This is a genomic window from Pedobacter sp., assembly GCF_037719805.1.
Lineage (GTDB): Bacteria > Bacteroidota > Bacteroidia > Sphingobacteriales > Sphingobacteriaceae > Pedobacter.
The window spans coordinates 861,708-877,413 of sequence record NZ_JBBJLZ010000001.1 but is presented as its reverse complement, the minus strand read 5'-3'; the positions used below and the strand labels follow the sequence as shown (position 1 = coordinate 877,413).

Annotated in this window: 10 protein-coding genes; 4 read left to right on the top strand and 6 right to left on the bottom strand. The window is 42.0% G+C overall.

Annotated elements, in window-relative coordinates; genetic code table 11:
* The first annotated feature begins 58 nt into the window (after window positions 1–58).
* Window positions 59–2,710 (top strand): DUF7133 domain-containing protein, encoded by a 2,652-nt coding sequence (locus WKF66_RS03950; protein ID WP_489673105.1) that lies wholly within the window; start codon window positions 59–61, stop codon window positions 2,708–2,710.
* An 18-nt stretch (window positions 2,711–2,728) separates the two neighbouring features.
* On the opposite strand, the gene WKF66_RS03945 is transcribed toward WKF66_RS03950, so the two are convergent.
* From WKF66_RS03945 to WKF66_RS03935, 3 genes are read right to left on the bottom strand one after another with little or no spacing between them, the layout of a single operon-like run.
* On the bottom strand, window positions 2,729–3,358 hold the full coding sequence (locus tag WKF66_RS03945; RefSeq protein WP_489673104.1) for a DUF1684 domain-containing protein: 630 nt from the start codon (window positions 3,356–3,358) through the stop codon (window positions 2,729–2,731).
* Between the two features lie 20 nt (window positions 3,359–3,378).
* Window positions 3,379–3,831, bottom strand: coding sequence for an NUDIX hydrolase (locus WKF66_RS03940; RefSeq protein WP_489673103.1), 453 nt, complete (start codon window positions 3,829–3,831; stop codon window positions 3,379–3,381).
* 33 nt (window positions 3,832–3,864) lie between these two features.
* Entirely contained in the window at window positions 3,865–5,709 is a 1,845-nt protein-coding gene (locus tag WKF66_RS03935) for an alkaline phosphatase (protein ID WP_489673102.1), read from the bottom strand.
* Window positions 5,710–5,870: 161 nt separating this feature from the next.
* Between WKF66_RS03935 and WKF66_RS03930 the strand changes: the two genes are divergently transcribed.
* Entirely contained in the window at window positions 5,871–7,409 is a 1,539-nt protein-coding gene (locus WKF66_RS03930; protein ID WP_489673101.1) for a choice-of-anchor I family protein, read from the top strand.
* A 57-nt stretch (window positions 7,410–7,466) separates the two neighbouring features.
* Window positions 7,467–10,331, top strand: a complete 2,865-nt coding sequence (locus WKF66_RS03925) for a M16 family metallopeptidase (protein WP_489673100.1) — start codon at window positions 7,467–7,469, stop codon at window positions 10,329–10,331.
* Window positions 10,332–10,426: 95 nt separating this feature from the next.
* On the opposite strand, the gene WKF66_RS03920 is transcribed toward WKF66_RS03925, so the two are convergent.
* Together WKF66_RS03920 and WKF66_RS03915 are read right to left on the bottom strand one after the other, a co-directional pair.
* Window positions 10,427–11,071 carry a DUF6266 family protein gene (locus WKF66_RS03920; protein WP_489673099.1) on the bottom strand — a complete coding sequence of 215 codons (645 nt, stop codon included), beginning with the start codon at window positions 11,069–11,071 and terminating at the stop codon, window positions 10,427–10,429.
* A 2-nt stretch (window positions 11,072–11,073) separates the two neighbouring features.
* The gene (locus WKF66_RS03915; RefSeq protein ID WP_489673098.1) at window positions 11,074–11,715 is read right to left on the bottom strand and encodes a DUF6266 family protein; all 642 of its coding nucleotides are present in this window, start codon (window positions 11,713–11,715) and stop codon (window positions 11,074–11,076) included.
* A 398-nt stretch (window positions 11,716–12,113) separates the two neighbouring features.
* Here WKF66_RS03915 and WKF66_RS03910 point away from each other — a divergent pair, with 398 nt between their 5' ends.
* On the top strand, window positions 12,114–12,794 hold the full coding sequence (locus WKF66_RS03910) for an NADPH-dependent F420 reductase (RefSeq protein WP_489673097.1): 681 nt from the start codon (window positions 12,114–12,116) through the stop codon (window positions 12,792–12,794).
* A gap of 96 nt (window positions 12,795–12,890) precedes the next feature.
* Here the strand turns inward: WKF66_RS03910 and WKF66_RS03905 are convergent, their stop codons facing one another.
* The gene (locus WKF66_RS03905; RefSeq protein WP_489673096.1) at window positions 12,891–15,554 is read right to left on the bottom strand and encodes a multicopper oxidase domain-containing protein; all 2,664 of its coding nucleotides are present in this window, start codon (window positions 15,552–15,554) and stop codon (window positions 12,891–12,893) included.
* Window positions 15,555–15,706: the final 152 nt, after the last annotated feature.

Here is a 15,706-nt window from a genome sequence, read left to right as displayed (position 1 = left end):
TTTTGCATTGCTCGTGGGAATTAAATTAATTACATTTGATTAACTAGATAATGGAACCATGTTTAAAATTGAATTAGTACTTGCGTACGCGTTCCTGATCCTCCTTGGATTTGGCTGGAACGTGAAGCAGGCGGAGGTTAACCAATCCGCAACCTCCTTTTTGAAAAAAGATACTTTACGAAATGCATCGAAATGGCCCGGAGAGTTGAAGCTAACAAATTTTGCAGCTTCAGACTTAACACCCAGCCCGGCATGTCTTGCTGTTGCAGCTACCGGCGAGGTGTATATCGGCGTAGATAGAATCGGCTCTCTTGGAAAAGAACCTGGAAAAGGAAGTATTGTCAAGCTGGTAGACAACGACAACGACGGTAAAGTAGATAAGCATACCATATTTGCTCAGGTAGATAATCCACGCGGCATTATTTCCATGGGAAATAAGGTTTATGTGCTGCATACTACTTTCAACAAAGAAACCGGTATTGCCAGTGGAATGGACCTTGTGGTATTTGAAGATAAAAACAATGACGGCGTAGCAGATGGACCATCTCAGCCGCTTATTCAAAATATCAGTTCACCTAAGTTCGTTCAGAGTCGCGGTACAGATCATGCCACTAATGGCATTAGGATGGGTATCGACGGCTGGATTTATATTGCTGCCGGTGACTTTGGTTTTTACAACGCAGTAGACCGTGAAGGCACGAAGTTAACCTTGCATGGTGGTGGAATCGTACGTGTGAGGCCAAATGGTAAAGAAATGGAACTGTATACCCATGGTACCAGAAACATATATGATGTGGCGATTGACCCTTTCATGAACATCTTTACGAGAGACAACACTAACGATGGTGGTGGTTGGAACATTCGTTTCAGTCATCATATCCAATCCGGAGAATACGGCTACCCTTTATTGTTCAAGAACTTCACAGAAGAAATACTTCCTGGTCTTGTTGATGTAGGTGGTGGTTCTGGTACCGGTTCATTATTCATGGACGAACCTACCTGGCCAGAAAAATACAACCACGTGCCAATGATGGCCGATTGGGGAAACAGCCAGTTGTACATTCATCGCGTTACTGCTGACGGAGCCAGCTTTACTCAGAAAGACGAAGAGTTCATCAAGTTGAACCAAATTACTGACCTTGATGTGGATGGTTCTGGAAGACTATATTTATCCGCCTGGGATGGGGCAGGTTACTCCGGTAGCCCTGATAAGGGATTTATTGTAAGAGCAGTTCCCAACAATTGGAAATATAAATCTTTTCCTGATCTGACAAAGGCATCAGTGAAAGATCTATCTGCGCTCATTAAATCCAACAGTGCTGTTGCCCGTTTAAATGCGCAACAGGAATTACTAACCCGTCCTTCAAAAGATGCCGTCAAAGCATCATGGGCGATTGCTTCAGATAAGGCATTACCATTGTACAACCGTGCAGCAGGTATCTTTACTTATGCGCAGGCCGCAGGAGAAGGCGGTATTGAAAATTTAATTGCATTGACCGCTGATAATGACGTCAAAGAATTTGCTTTGCGTGCACTGGCAGATCGGAAGGCGCTAACTAAAAACGTTCCTTTAAAACCATTTCTTGATGGGTTAAAAGACGCTTCGTTAAGAGTTCAGGCAACTTCAATCATCGGCCTTGGTCGCCTTGGTAAACCAGAAGCTATTGCAGCTTTACTTCAGATCAAAGTACCCGCATCATTTGTAGCACCGAAAAAAGGAAGTGAAGGTCCACATGCGACACCTAATTCCTCAATCATCAACGCTCACCTTGCGGTGCGTTCGCTTTTAAGCTTAAATGCTGTGGACGAGACAGTCAACGCCATTGGAACTGCTAACTCTGACCTTGCGTTATGGGCACTCCGTTACATGCACGACCAAAAAGCGGTAAATGGCCTGATGGCTGCATATAGCAAAACTACTGACAAGGCTCTGAAAGATAAGATTTTGGTAACGCTTTCGCGTCTATACAAAGTTGAAGAGCCGTATCAGGGATTAACATGGTGGAATACAAGACCAGATGGTCATGGTCCATACTATGCAGCGATAGACTGGGAAGCATCGCCAGCAATTAAAGAATTTTTAAGAGCAGAATGGCTGAAAGCCGGTGCTGCCGGGAAAGAATTCTATGCCGACTTAAATGCTAAAAACCAAATGGGTATCCTCGAATTTGGCGGTGAAGAAGCTGAGGCGCCAAGAGACGAAGTAACCGTTGACCTTGAGAAAATCAAAAGTAAAAAAGGACAAATTGGTGAGTCTTCCATTGAGAACGTAATGCTAGCTATGGCTAAGATCAAAGGTGAGGCATCTCTAGGAAAAGCCTTGTTTTCCAAGCAGGGCTGTATTGCTTGTCATAGCTTGAATAAAGGAGAACCTTTAAAAGGGCCGTTCATGGGTCAAATTGGTTCGATTATGAACAGAGAGCAAATAGCAGAATCCATTCTTAAACCTAATGCCTCAATTTCTCAAGGTTTTGCGACCGTATTGATTGAAGCAAAAGGCGATAATACTTATATGGGCTTTGTAACAGCAGAAACTGCAGCAAAGGTAACATTAAGAGACATTGCCGGTCAGGTAAGCAGTATTAAGACCTCTGATATCACCTCCCGCAAGGAGCTTGAAACGTCTATGATGCCTGCCGGTCTTGCAAACTCACTTTCTTACGAAGAATTTGCTTCGCTGATCACATTCTTATCTCAGCAAAAGAAATAAGTCAATAAAAAAATAGCATTACTTTTTTTTAGCGCCGGAGAAAGCTTTTTCTCCGGCGTTTATATGTTCCCTAATTGCGTTTTCAGCTGGAGGCTTAGGGCATTGATAACCGTCGCTGTATGCACAATAAGGATTGTATGCCTTATTGAAATCTACCTTTATTACCTCACCTTCGATCTCCTTGTTACTCAAGTCAATGTATCTTCCACCACTGTATGACTCTTTGCTATTTGTGGAATCAGTAAAAGGCAAGAACAGGTGATCTTTAAACTCTGAAAGCTTAGACAACCTAATGCTTCTATATAAAGTCAGCTCTTGCGGGTTCCCTTTTAAGCTAAACTTCAATTTCGCATAACGGATGTAGGGCTGGGCGTTTCCGCTGTAAGTAGGCATGAGGAAAGGCTCTTCTCCAGTAAGAATTTCGACCTTTGCATGAACTAAATATGTGCTGTCTGGCTCATAAAAACTAAGGTTAATTAAATCCTGTTGCTTCAATGGCGATCCTTTTTCACTCAAAAACGCTTGTCTGTATTCTTCACGATGCTTTTCAAGCCCGGCTTTGTAATTCTGAGCGAAAGACGGAACAGCGATTAAAAATAAGAGCGCTAAAAGAATTCCTGCCTTGAATTTGTTAATTTGACTTTCCATAAAAGCTAAATTAATCAAAGTTATACGAGTATTTGGATTAACTCATCGAGCAGCTTTTTTTGTCGTTCGTTAATGTGCGAAACCGCATCGGCATACTTAAACCATCTTGCCTCGTCTATTTCTGGAACAGTAATAAACTTACCGGACCTTGGTGGCCATTCCAGATCAAAGACATTGCTCATTGTTTTTGTCGGGTCAAAGTCACCTTCTACTGCCCAGCAGTAAACCTGTTTATTACCTTTCTGAATGATTGGTTCGAGCTCGATAAATTCTCCATCTGGCAGGAGACCAACTTCCTCCTCAAATTCTCGCTTCGCCGTTACCAACGGCTCTTCAAAGTCCTCCCCTTCCCCTTTTGGAATAGACCAGGTGCCGTTATTTTTGTTCTTCCAGAATGGTCCACCTGGATGAACCAGCAAAAACTCAAGCTCTTGCCTCCTTCTGAACAACAAAATACCAAAGCTCTTTTTCATGTTATGATAACAATGAGCACTACCGATAGTTGGCTACTTTTGGGAAAATGCTTTTAGGATCTTTTTATAAATTTCATTGTTATTGAAAGTGCCCATGAAATTGGTTGCGCCAGGACCATAAGCAAAGACCGGAACCATGATGTTGGTATGGTCGTCCGTACTGAAGTTGCCACGGACTATTCCTGTTTTTGCTGAAGCATCCAATAATGACAAGCCGCCCGTCTCATGATCTGCAGTAACAATGACTAAGGTTTCACCATCTTTGTCGGCGAATTTAAGTGCCTCACCCACTAACCTGTCGAAGTCCAGTTGCTCTGTAACAACGAAAGGCAAGTCATTTGAGTGTCCGCCGTGATCAATTTGTGCGCCCTCTGCCATGATGAAGAAGCCTTTTTTATTGGCTGATAGCAACTCTATAGTTTTATTCAGGGAATTTTTGAGCATTTCTCCTCTACCCTCAAGCTTCCTCCTGGTTACAGAGTCGTCGAGTAACACCAACTGCTTTTGAGAACTTGCTTTTTGAAAATCCGCTAATGTTTCTGAATAGTTGAAGCCTTGTGCTTTTAAGGCAGTCATCAAAGTCTTGTCTTTATTTTCTGTGAAACTTTTGCGCTTTGAACCGACCATTATGGAAACTGGACTATTCAATAAATCAGCGGCTATTTCTTGCGTAAGAGATCTTTCATTCCGATGCGCATAAAAGGCTGCAGGAGTTGCATCAGTAATGTCGCCACTACTTATGATTCCACTTAGGATACCCTGCTTGTACAGCACTTCCGGCAGTGATGGTAAGCTCTTGCCATTGCTATCTACGGAGATGTATCGGTTATTCGTCTTTTCGCCTGTTGCCATGGCTGTTGCGCCTGCCGCAGAGTCTGTAAAATCTGAATTCACTGCTTCGGTTCTTGATAGACCGAGGTGTTTAAAAGTCATCAGATTTGAAAAGCCAAAGTTGGCAGTTAGTCCAGCTTGAATCTGCGCGAGACCCATGCCGTCACCAATTAAAAGAATAACATTTTTCGCCCTCTTTTGCGCTCCATCGGTTTTGTAGGATGGTTGATAGGGCTGATAAGGCTTAGAATTCTGATATTCAAGCTTGTCACGACCACTATAAAATTCTTGGAGCTTTTCAGGATGATCCGTTCCAATCCAGTCTGCACCCATACCCTCCAATTCTTTCCAGGTATTTGGATTATCTTTTGTTCCCCAGAACCTAAATGGCTTATTCCATTTATGCGCAATAGCGATTGCATTGACCAGTTTGAGCTTATCGGCAGGCGTTGGTGTTCCCTTTCCATTCCAATTCGTAAACGATGCGATGCTTTCACTTACAAGTTTGATTCTTTTGAGCTGCTCATCCGTGTAAGTATTCGTAGTGCGGCCGTCAAAGCTTATATATTCAGGAAAATCTTTAAAGTTGGCGGCAGGTGGGACATCTCCACTGATCAGAATCTGAACTGCATTTTTGTTTTGCTGCGGGTCAAAAAAGCTGAGGTAAGGTTGCAGCTCTTTAATCAACGCTGCCAGAACTTCTTCATGCCCAGCTTTGATGTCAATCAATAGTTGCAACTTTCGGGAGCTATCTGCATAGACCCTGCCCTTGTTCTTTGCAAAGGCCTTTGCGATGGGAACCAAGTATAAAGATGTTAAATCCTTTGAAGGATCGGTATCTTCTTCGTTATGGGCGACCAATAGCTTACCATTTTTAAGATAAACATCAGCTTCAATTGAGCCCATTCCTGCATAATAAGCTTGATAAAATGGAATATTCTGGCTGTAATCGTTATGACTATGGCCTGAATTTTCAGTCTTCTTGACCGATTGTGCATTTGCGCCGAGGCAAACCAAGGAAAGTATTGCGAGTAGTATTCTTTTCACAGGGGCTAAGTTATCGGCTATATGTTACAAAAAAGTTCATTACCTGTTAACAAAGCATAAAGTTAAGAAACATCTCTTTCAGGTTTAACAATTTAGTAATGTAAACCTTAAACTAGGATAACGTCGCAAGGGTAGATTCGCCCTCTATTAGAAACTAAATTATGAAAAGAACACTACTATTTAGCCTCTTGCTAATGGCTTTGATTAGCTGCAAGAAAGATAGCCCTAAAACTACTGAGCCTGAGTTTTTTGTAAATGAAGATGCCTCGACATTTGCTGAAACTGCCTCATTTGATGTGGGCGAAACTGGTGCTGCAGAAATCACAGCATTTGATCCGATCACGAAAAGACTTTTTGTAGTGAGAAACGAAAATGAAGGTCTTGCAAATCAGGTAAATCAAATTGAAGTGATTGATTTCAGTAATCCTTCAACCATGAAATCAATTGGTGTCATTGCCATGCTTCCTTATGGTGGTGCCGTGAATAGTGTTGCCGTTTATGACGGAAAACTTGCCGCTGCTATTCAAGCAACCGATAAACAGGCTAATGGTAAAGTAGTGGTTTTCAAAACCAGCGATTATAGTAAAATAGCTGAGGTTGTAGTAGGTGCGTTGCCAGACATGGTTACTTTTTCACCAGATGGAAAATTCATTTTATCTGCTAACGAAGGTGAACCTAGTGCTGACTATAAAACTGATCCTTCTGGAACGGTTTCAATAATTTCTGTGACTGAAAATTATGCAGTAACTACGATCGACTTCTCTTCAATGGCAGGTCAGCAGGCAGATCTAAAATCTAAAGGTTTTAGGATCTTTGGACTTGGCGCTTCATTCGTAAAAGACATAGAGCCAGAATACATCACTGTTTCAGGCGACTCAAAAACAGCTTGGGTTACTTTACAGGAAAACAATGGAATCGCTAAGATTAATATCGCATCTAAAACAATCACAAATATATTTCCTTTAGGCTTTAAAGACTACAATCTGGCTGGTAATGAAGTTGATATGAGTGATGATGATAAAGTATATAAACCAGCAAAATGGAATGTGAAAGGAATGTATCTTCCAGATGCAATCGCCCTATTAGAAGACAATGGAACTCCATTTCTTTTTACTGCCAATGAAGGTGACTCCAGAGAATATACTGCTTTCACTGAAATGTTACGTGTTAAAAATAAGGATGTTAAATTAGATGCTACCGCTTTTCCAGACGCTATTAATTTAAAATTAGATGCCAATTTAGGACGATTAAATGTTACCACAACTTTAGGTGATAAAGATGGTGATGTTGACCTCGACGAATTGTATTCTTTGGGATCACGCTCGTTCAGTGTTTGGAATGGCAATACAGGAGCTCAGGTATTCGATAGTAAAAACGAGCTTGACAAGGTCAGTGTTACTGCCGGCGTATATGATGATGGAAGAAGCGATGATAAAAGCGTGGAGCCTGAAGGCATCACCATTGGAAAGGTTGGCAATAAAAAAGTAGCATTTGTCGGTATGGAAAGAGCAGATGCAGTGGCAATATATGACGTTACCGTGCCTTCGAAACCAGTGTTTCTTCAATTGGTTAAGTGTGGCGATGCTCCAGAAGGTTTATTGTTCATTCCAGCGAAAGATAGCCCCACGAAAAAAAGTCTATTACTGGTTAGCAGTGAGGGAGATGGTGTAATCAAGGTTTATACACCTAATACTATATAATTGTGATCAGTTAATTGGGATAAAAGATTATTTTTATCCCAATTAACTGATCATTCAATGAAAAAGACAATACACGTTCTAGCAACAGGAGTTTTAGCATTTTTAGTGTTAAGCAGTCCTGTTTCGGCACAAAAAAAACCAGTTGCAGCGAAGAAACCGCTGACTACAGTACAGAAACAATCCGGATCTGTCATTCCTAATGATCCAAGTGTAAAGATTGGCAAACTTGCCAACGGATTAACTTACTACATCAAAAAGAATACGGAGCCCAACAAAAGGGCTGAATTGTATTTAGCTAATAAGATTGGCTCTTTGATGGAAGAAGATAATCAGCAAGGCCTTGCTCACTTCACAGAGCACATGGCATTCAATGGTACAAAAGACTTTCCTAAAAATGAAATGATCAATTACCTGCAAAAAGCTGGCGTTCGTTTTGGAGCAGATCTAAATGCGTATACAGGTTTTGAGCAAACCGTTTATCAACTACCGATTCCTACCGACAGTGCGGCTGTTTTCAAATCAGGCTTTAAAATCCTTGCAAACTGGGCTGGAAAAGTATTAATGGAAGGTGATGAAATCGACAAAGAACGGGGTGTAATCATCGAAGAAGATCGTCAGCGCGGTAAGAATGCCGGCGAGCGTATGAGTAAACAATTGTTGCCTTTGCTTTTAAAAGGTTCAAGGTATGAAAACCGTCTTCCTATTGGAAAAACCGAGATCTTGAACACGTTTACCCACGACAAGATTAAAAGTTTCTACAAAGACTGGTACCGTCCGAACCTGCAGGCGATTATAGCTGTTGGAGATTTCGATGTTAATGAAGTGGAACAATTGATAAAAACCAACTTTGGTGATTTAGCCAATCCAGCTAGTCCGAGACCAAGAGAGACTTATGGCTTACCTGAAAACAAAGAACCATTAATCAAAATTATAACTGATCCTGAGCAGCCTTACAACATCGCAATGATTATGTATAAGCATAAGGGCGGCGCGATTAAGACAACGAGTGATTATAAGAAAGATTTAATCAACAGCATGATCAACAGCATGTTGGGCGCTAGATTGCAGGAGATCCTACAAAAAGGGAATGCCCCGTTTTTGTTTGCCCAAAGCAACTACGGACCCTATCAAGGCGGTTTAGTCTCTGGAGTGAGTGCATTCCAGACTGTTGTAGCGGCGAACTCCGGCGCTGCGTTAGAGAAAGCCTTTACGGCAGCATTGGCAGAAAACGAGCGCATGAGCAAATTCGGATTCCTCCAGTCAGAGCTAGACGTAGCACGAAAAAATATACTTGCAGCCAACGAAAAGCAGTTTAAAGAAAAAGACAAAACATCATCTTCAAAGTTTGTTCAGGAGTATTTGAGTAATTTCTTAAGCGGAAGTGCTATCCCTTCCATTGACTATGATTACGCCGAGACCCAGAAAACACTTAATGCCACCACACTAGCTGAGGTAAATGCTGTTGCTAAACAGTTAATCACTAAAGAAAACCAAATAATTGTTGTTCAGGCGCCTGAAAAGGATAAGGCGACTTTGCCAACAGAAGCACAGATGATCGCTGCAGCTAAGAACGCAAGTGCTGGAGTAGTAGCATATGTGGACAATACGGTTAATAAACCATTGATTCCTGTTGCTCCGGTTGCTGGAAAAATAGTTTCAGAAACCAAGTTGGATGCAGTTGGCGCAACAGAGTTAAAGTTGAGCAATGGCATTAAAGTAGTCTTGAAGCAAACTGATTTCAAAAATGATCAGGTATTGTTTAGCTCTTTTTCAAAAGGAGGATTGTCCTTGGCTAGCGACGCTGATTTCCAATCTGCACAAATGGTAAGTCTTATTTCTCAAAGCGGTGTTGGTGATTTTAATCCTACCCAGTTGAATAAACTGCTTGCAGGAAATACTGCCCGCTCCGGTGCATATATCGACGAACTTTACCAGGGCTTTGGTGGAAGTGCTTCGCCGAAGGACTTAAAAACAGCTTTTGAACTGGTATACGCCTATGGCACCAATCCAAGAAAGGATACGGAAATCTTTAATAAAAACATCAGCGACACTAAAGTAATCCTGGCAAATAAGAATGCAGCTCCAGGAAGTGTTTTTTCTGACACGGTACAAGCAGTATTGAACAACTACCACAAGCGCGGAATGCCAACTACGGTTTCAGACCTTGATCAGGTATCCTTGGACAAAGCCTACGCATTTTACAAAGATCGCTTTGCTGACAATAGCGAACAAGTATTTGTAATTGTTGGTGCTTTCGATATGGCGACTATTAAGCCTTTAATTGAAACGTATATCGCTAGTCTTCCTTCTTTAGGTAAGACTCAAGCTTATGTTGACAATGGCATTCGTGCTCCAAAAGGAAAAGTAAGCAAAACTGTTTACAAGGGATTGGAAGACAAAGCTTCGGTACAATTGTACATCCATGGGGATTATAATTATAGCGAGACTGAATATATCCAGCTTGATGCTGTAAAAGCTGCTCTTGAAATTAAGATCCTGGAGCGTTTACGTGAAAAAGAAAGTGGTGTTTATAGTCCGAATGTCGGCTTAAGCGTAGAAAAAGAGCCAAATGCACATTACTACTTCACCATTTCGTTTAGCTGTGCGCCTGCAAATGTAGAGAAGCTAATTGCTGCGTCTTTAGATGAGGTAGCTAAAATTAAAACGAGTGGAGCTTCTACAGATGATGTTAGCAAATTTAAGTCCGAAGAGCAACGTCAGCATGAACTAAGCCTTCGTCAGAATGGTTACTGGTTAAACTATATCACTTCGAGACTGAAGTTTGGAGAAGATATGGGATCCTTTAAGAACTATGTTCAAAAAGTAAACGCAGTAACGGTTGAGACCAGTAAAGTTGCGGCTCAAAAATATTTAAATGAAGACAATTACATCCGTTTCGTGTTGTTGCCTGAGAAAAAATAACAGTAATATTTTATGGGAAAGGGTTGCATTACTACGGTTTGCAACCCTTTTTTTGTGCGTTATTGAAGACTTAGATGCAATTAAGTCTAATACGACTAAATACTCGTCTTAACTAGACCCAGATAAACACTATTACCCTGACGCTTCCCATCTGAAGAAGCGAAACTGATGTAACAATGTACTTCTTTGTCAATGAAGGGAAGAATATCTAGCAGCACATTTAAATCTGAACGCTGACAAGCCACTTTAAAAATGATATCAGAACGGCTAGTAGGTTCATAAATTAGTATTGTGGCTTTATCTGAAAACTGGCAATATTCTGACTGCGGCATATCGAACCAACTTAGCGTTAGGAATCCATCTTTGTAAGCCATCTCGGGAGATTCCGGACCCTCTACCTCTCCAAGGCTATAAACCAGTTTAGCATAATTGAGCTCCAGATCTGCTCCAACCTTGATAAAGGCGTGATCATAATTGTAAGAAAGCGCAGCATTAACCGCAGTATTGTGTTTGACCTTGCTTTTAAATCCGCTATCGACCAAAACTTGGATCTGACTTAGAAAACTGCTTAATTGGCCAAGACGATACTCAGAGGCCAATTGGGCTTTTGAACGTACCCTTTTACGTTTACGCTTCTTATACAACTGCGTAATCACATTCTGGCCCCGGTGTATTCTTCCAATAACAGCTCCGGTCTTATTTTTAATGGGACCTAATATTCCCGATGGTAAAATCCCCATAACTATGCGATTGGTATTTCTAAACTGCCAAGGTAAGTACTGTCAGAAACCTGCTTTCTATCCGCGGCCACAAAGCCGATATAGGTTTCTGCATGTAATCCTTTCAAACTTGGAGGAAGCTGCAACTGGTCTCCGCCACTATTTCTCGCGTTTCCTCCTATCTTAACCACTACCCTTTCTTTCTCAGGAAAATAAGCAATCATCATGGCGAGATCTGTAGACTCAGGCCAGGGCATTTTATCCTTCGCCTCCCAAGCGAAATCGATAGTTTGGTTAGTAGCAGAAGCCTGCAGGTTTTCCCCGGGTTGAAGCACACCTCTGCTGAGCTCAAGCTTCGAATAATCTACTATTAGATCATCCCCTGTCCACATTTTCGGTCTGTTGATTTTCACCATCATATTGAAGGGGTTCATAGTAGTGTCTTTAGTCACTATACTGAACCCAACATTGAAAAACGGCTTAAAGTGTGTGAACAACTTACTGGATACCGACGTTTTGCTTCTTACACCGATTTGTGCAGATGACCAGTCTTTGGTCTTGACTCCAATTTCCCTTGATACATTTTGCCCATTCAGATTATAATAGACTATTTTACCTACTCTGCCGCTAAGATGGCCATTAGGCCCATGTTTTAAAATTCCCATAACTTTTTGTTTTTTAACAAGTTAACACTAAATTTGAGATAAACCGAATTAAGCGTATATAAACAATGGAGTAACTAAATAGCAAATACAAGTAAACGAAAGGGTTGCTGTATCCTTGCCGTATCGTTGGGTTATCCTTGCCATATGGTTGCTGTATCCCTAGGATACGCCAATGATACGGCGAGCATACAGCAAGGATACGGCAACCCTCCTTTTTATATGGAGTTTATATCTTTTTTGCTTTTTGTTTCTGTAACGAGTCCCCGGGCTTACAGTAGGATTAAGGGCAATGAAACTATGTATTCTATTATGCAAAGCCTATTTTAAACAAAACTAATGACCGGTTTTTTGAGTTGACTTAATTTGCACATCAGCATATTTAACAAATTCACAGAGATATGAAAATAGGAATTATTGGATCAGGAAATATTGGTACTGCACTTGTACACCACCTGACAAAACTTGGGCATGAAGTCAAGATCGCCAACTCACGAGGACCGGAAACTTTAACTGAACTTGCAGCAGAGACAGGTGCTACCGCAGCAACTGCCGAACAGGCAGCGGCGGCAGAAGATCTGGTTATTGTTACCATTCCCGAAAAAGCGATACCAGAATTGCCGATCTCTGTTCTTTCAGCCTCGAAGGCTATTATCGTTGATACCGGTAATTACTATCCGAGCCGTGACGGGGAACTTGAAGAGATCGTCGCAGGCCTGCCAGATAGCGCTTGGGTGGCCAGCGTGATTGGTCATCCTGTGATCAAAGCTTTCAACAACATCTTTGCTGCAAGCCTGGCAGAAAAGGGTGTTCCGGCGGGAAGCCCAAATCGGATCGCTCTTTCCATTGCAGGAGATGATGAATCCGAAAAGCAAGTTGTTATGCAACTGATCGATGCCATGGGCTTTGATGCAATTGATTGTGGTTCCCTTTCAGAATCCTGGAGACAAGAGCCTGGCGTACCTGCTTATTGCCATGATTTGGATAAAGACGCATTGAAAGCAGCATTGGAACACGCGGAACTGAGCAAACGAGCGGAGAACCGTGCGGCTGCAGATGAGCAGCTGCGTGCGTTTTCTTAGTATGAAACCGGGTGGGGCAGGAGAGCCATATTTTATGATCTCCAACAGTAAGGCTGCGGGCAGCCTTACTGTTGGTATGCTTCATAATGATCTGTTTTAATAAGTTAATGTTATTCCTCCGCCGTAACCCATATCACTATCATAATGGGTAGATAAAGAGAAGTATTTAGTAACGATATATCTAAAACCCGCCATATATTCCTTGTCGGTATTGCCCATAATGTTTAACCGAAGCCTACTTGTCAGAGGTACATCTTCCCGCATGAGCTGGAAACGGAGCTTTCCTTTACTATCTAGCCTTGCTTCAGCAGTCACCAGCATTGGAAGGGTATATTGAACTCCGATTACAGCTTCTTTTCTATTTCTCTGGTTACTTAATTGGCCGAATAAGTTGTTTTCTTTCTCATCATTCATGCTATTGTAGTGGTAATCAAATCCAACAAAAGGAAACAGCCACTGCATTGTACCGATATATCGGCCAAAATAGGTTTCACTCTCGATACCGTGGGCTGACTTAATCCCAACCCTCCATTCGGTCGAAAGGCGGTACCTGGTGCTGGAGAACATAAGCTCCCCATCGCTACCATTGCTTTCCAGTCCGATGCTAGCCATTGGATGAAATCCCCTGTCGTCAGCAAACAGTTTTCTTTGTGCAAGCTTAGGATTTGGAATTTCAGGATTAGGTGCTGAATTCTCATAACTAAAGACCCTACCCATGCCACTCATCATGTGGTAAAGGATGTGGCAATGGAAAAACCAGTCTCCACCGGGCTCTGTGGCAGCAAATTCGATTGTATCACGCTCCATAGGCATAATGTCAATGACGTTTTTCATTGGTGCATTTTCACCCTGCTGGTTGAGTACCCGGAAATCATGGCCGTGCAGGTGCATTGGATGACGCATCATGCTATTATTGAACATGATAACACGGACGTTTTCGCCTTTTTTGATGAGGATTTTATCGCTTTCTGAAACCGTTTTATTGTCTAAGGTCCATACATACCTGTTCATATTGCCGGTAAGGTCAAACTTTAGTTCTTTCCATGGACCTTTCGGTAAGGTTGTCTTTTTTGGATCCCGAAGCATATTATAATTTAAGGTTACAAGATCCGGGTTGTCTTCAGTCATATTCGTTCCAGCCATGCTTTTGTCTTTCGACATATTCATACCTGTTTCTTCTGTCTTTTTGCTGTCTGACTTTGGGTTCTCTTCGCCAGTGATCTCAGGGTACATGACTGTATTCATATCCATGATCTGGTTTTGCATCTTCATGCCCTCCATTTCAATCATATTGCCCCGCATATCCATCATTTCATTCATCATTTTCATACCGGCAAAATACTTGAGCTTGGGAAGCTTGGCCGCTGGAACCTTTTCACCTTTTCCTAACCACAAGGAAGCCGACTTGGTCCGGTCCTCAGGTGTGACTAAAAACTCGTAACTCTTGTTTTCAGGTATGGTTACCACCACGTCGTATGTTTCCGATACTGCAATGATCAACCGATCAACTTCTACCGGTTCTACGTCATTTCCGTCGGTAGCAACTACGGTAATCTTTCCGCCAGCATATTTTAGCCAGAAATAGTCGGATGCACCACCGTTGGCTATGCGCAGCCTTACTTTATCTCCAGCTTTGAACTGGGGCTGTTCATTTTGATTTTTGCCGTTAATTAAGAATGCATCATAGAACACGTCGCTGACATCCATTGCATTCATGCGCTTCCACTCATTGTTTACCTTGGTCTTGAAGTGCCCACTTTTGATGGCCTCGGCATAGCTTTGTGTAGCGCCTTTTTGTACGGCAAACCAATCGGTCGCACTTTTCAGGCTCCGATAAACTTCTTTGGGATTCATATTGGTCCACTCACTTAACACCACTGGTAAAGTAGGGATATCCCATTCTTTTCGTTTATTCATGATGAAAGCACCGTACATACCAATTTGTTCCTGTAACCCGGTATGGCTATGGTACCAGTGCGTGCCATGCTGTACAATTGGAAAACGGTACACATAAGTGCTGTGCGGCTTAATTGGCATTTGCGTTAAAAATGGTACGCCATCCATCTTATTAGGAAGGAACAGGCCATGCCAGTGCAATGAAGTTTCTTCATCCAGGTTATTGTGAACATAAATTTCTGCCGTATCCCCTTCCGTAAAAGTTAGTGTTGGCATAGGAATCTGCCCGTTTACGGCAATGGCCCGTTTAGACTTGTTCCCAAAAGTTACTGTGGTGTCAGCAACATATAAGTCATACCGCACAGTGCGGGGAGAAGAACTAGCAGATATGGTCTTTATAGGTCCAAGATTTGCCTTTGCCTTTTTGATGTTGTCCATGGTGGCCTCATTTTCCATTTGCATGCCTTCTATTTCTTCAGCTCCACCAGATTTTGCAGGAACTTCCTTGTCATGCATCTCCATACCCTGGTGCAGTTGTCCTTTACTCTTAGGATAGGTCGTTTGTGGTGCCGGTTTAGCAGTCTGCTTTTTCTGCTGAGGAATATTCCTATTGCCCACTGTTGACGTCCCGCTTTTTTTAGCCGGTAATGGTTTCGCCTGTTTAACCTTGCTTTGCTTTTCAGCAACCAGTTTCATCCCGCATTTTGGACAGTTTCCCTGCTTGCTGCTATGGATTTCAGGATGCATAGGGCAGGTGTAGCTTACTGAATTTTGCTTTTTTTGAGCTGGTGTTGTGCGGGATTGTTGCGCTGATGCAAACCCATAAAAAACCATCAATAAGATGTATAATATTAACTTTTTCATTGTTATTTCATTTTTGAAAGTATGTCTTTCACCGTTTCTATCCACTGGGTACAGTTCTTTATCACTGGAAAAAGGTTTTGTGAGCGGCTAGCCACCAATCCACAGGCTGTATATGAGTATTACCCGGCAAAGTGTAAATCCTGCTAATATCA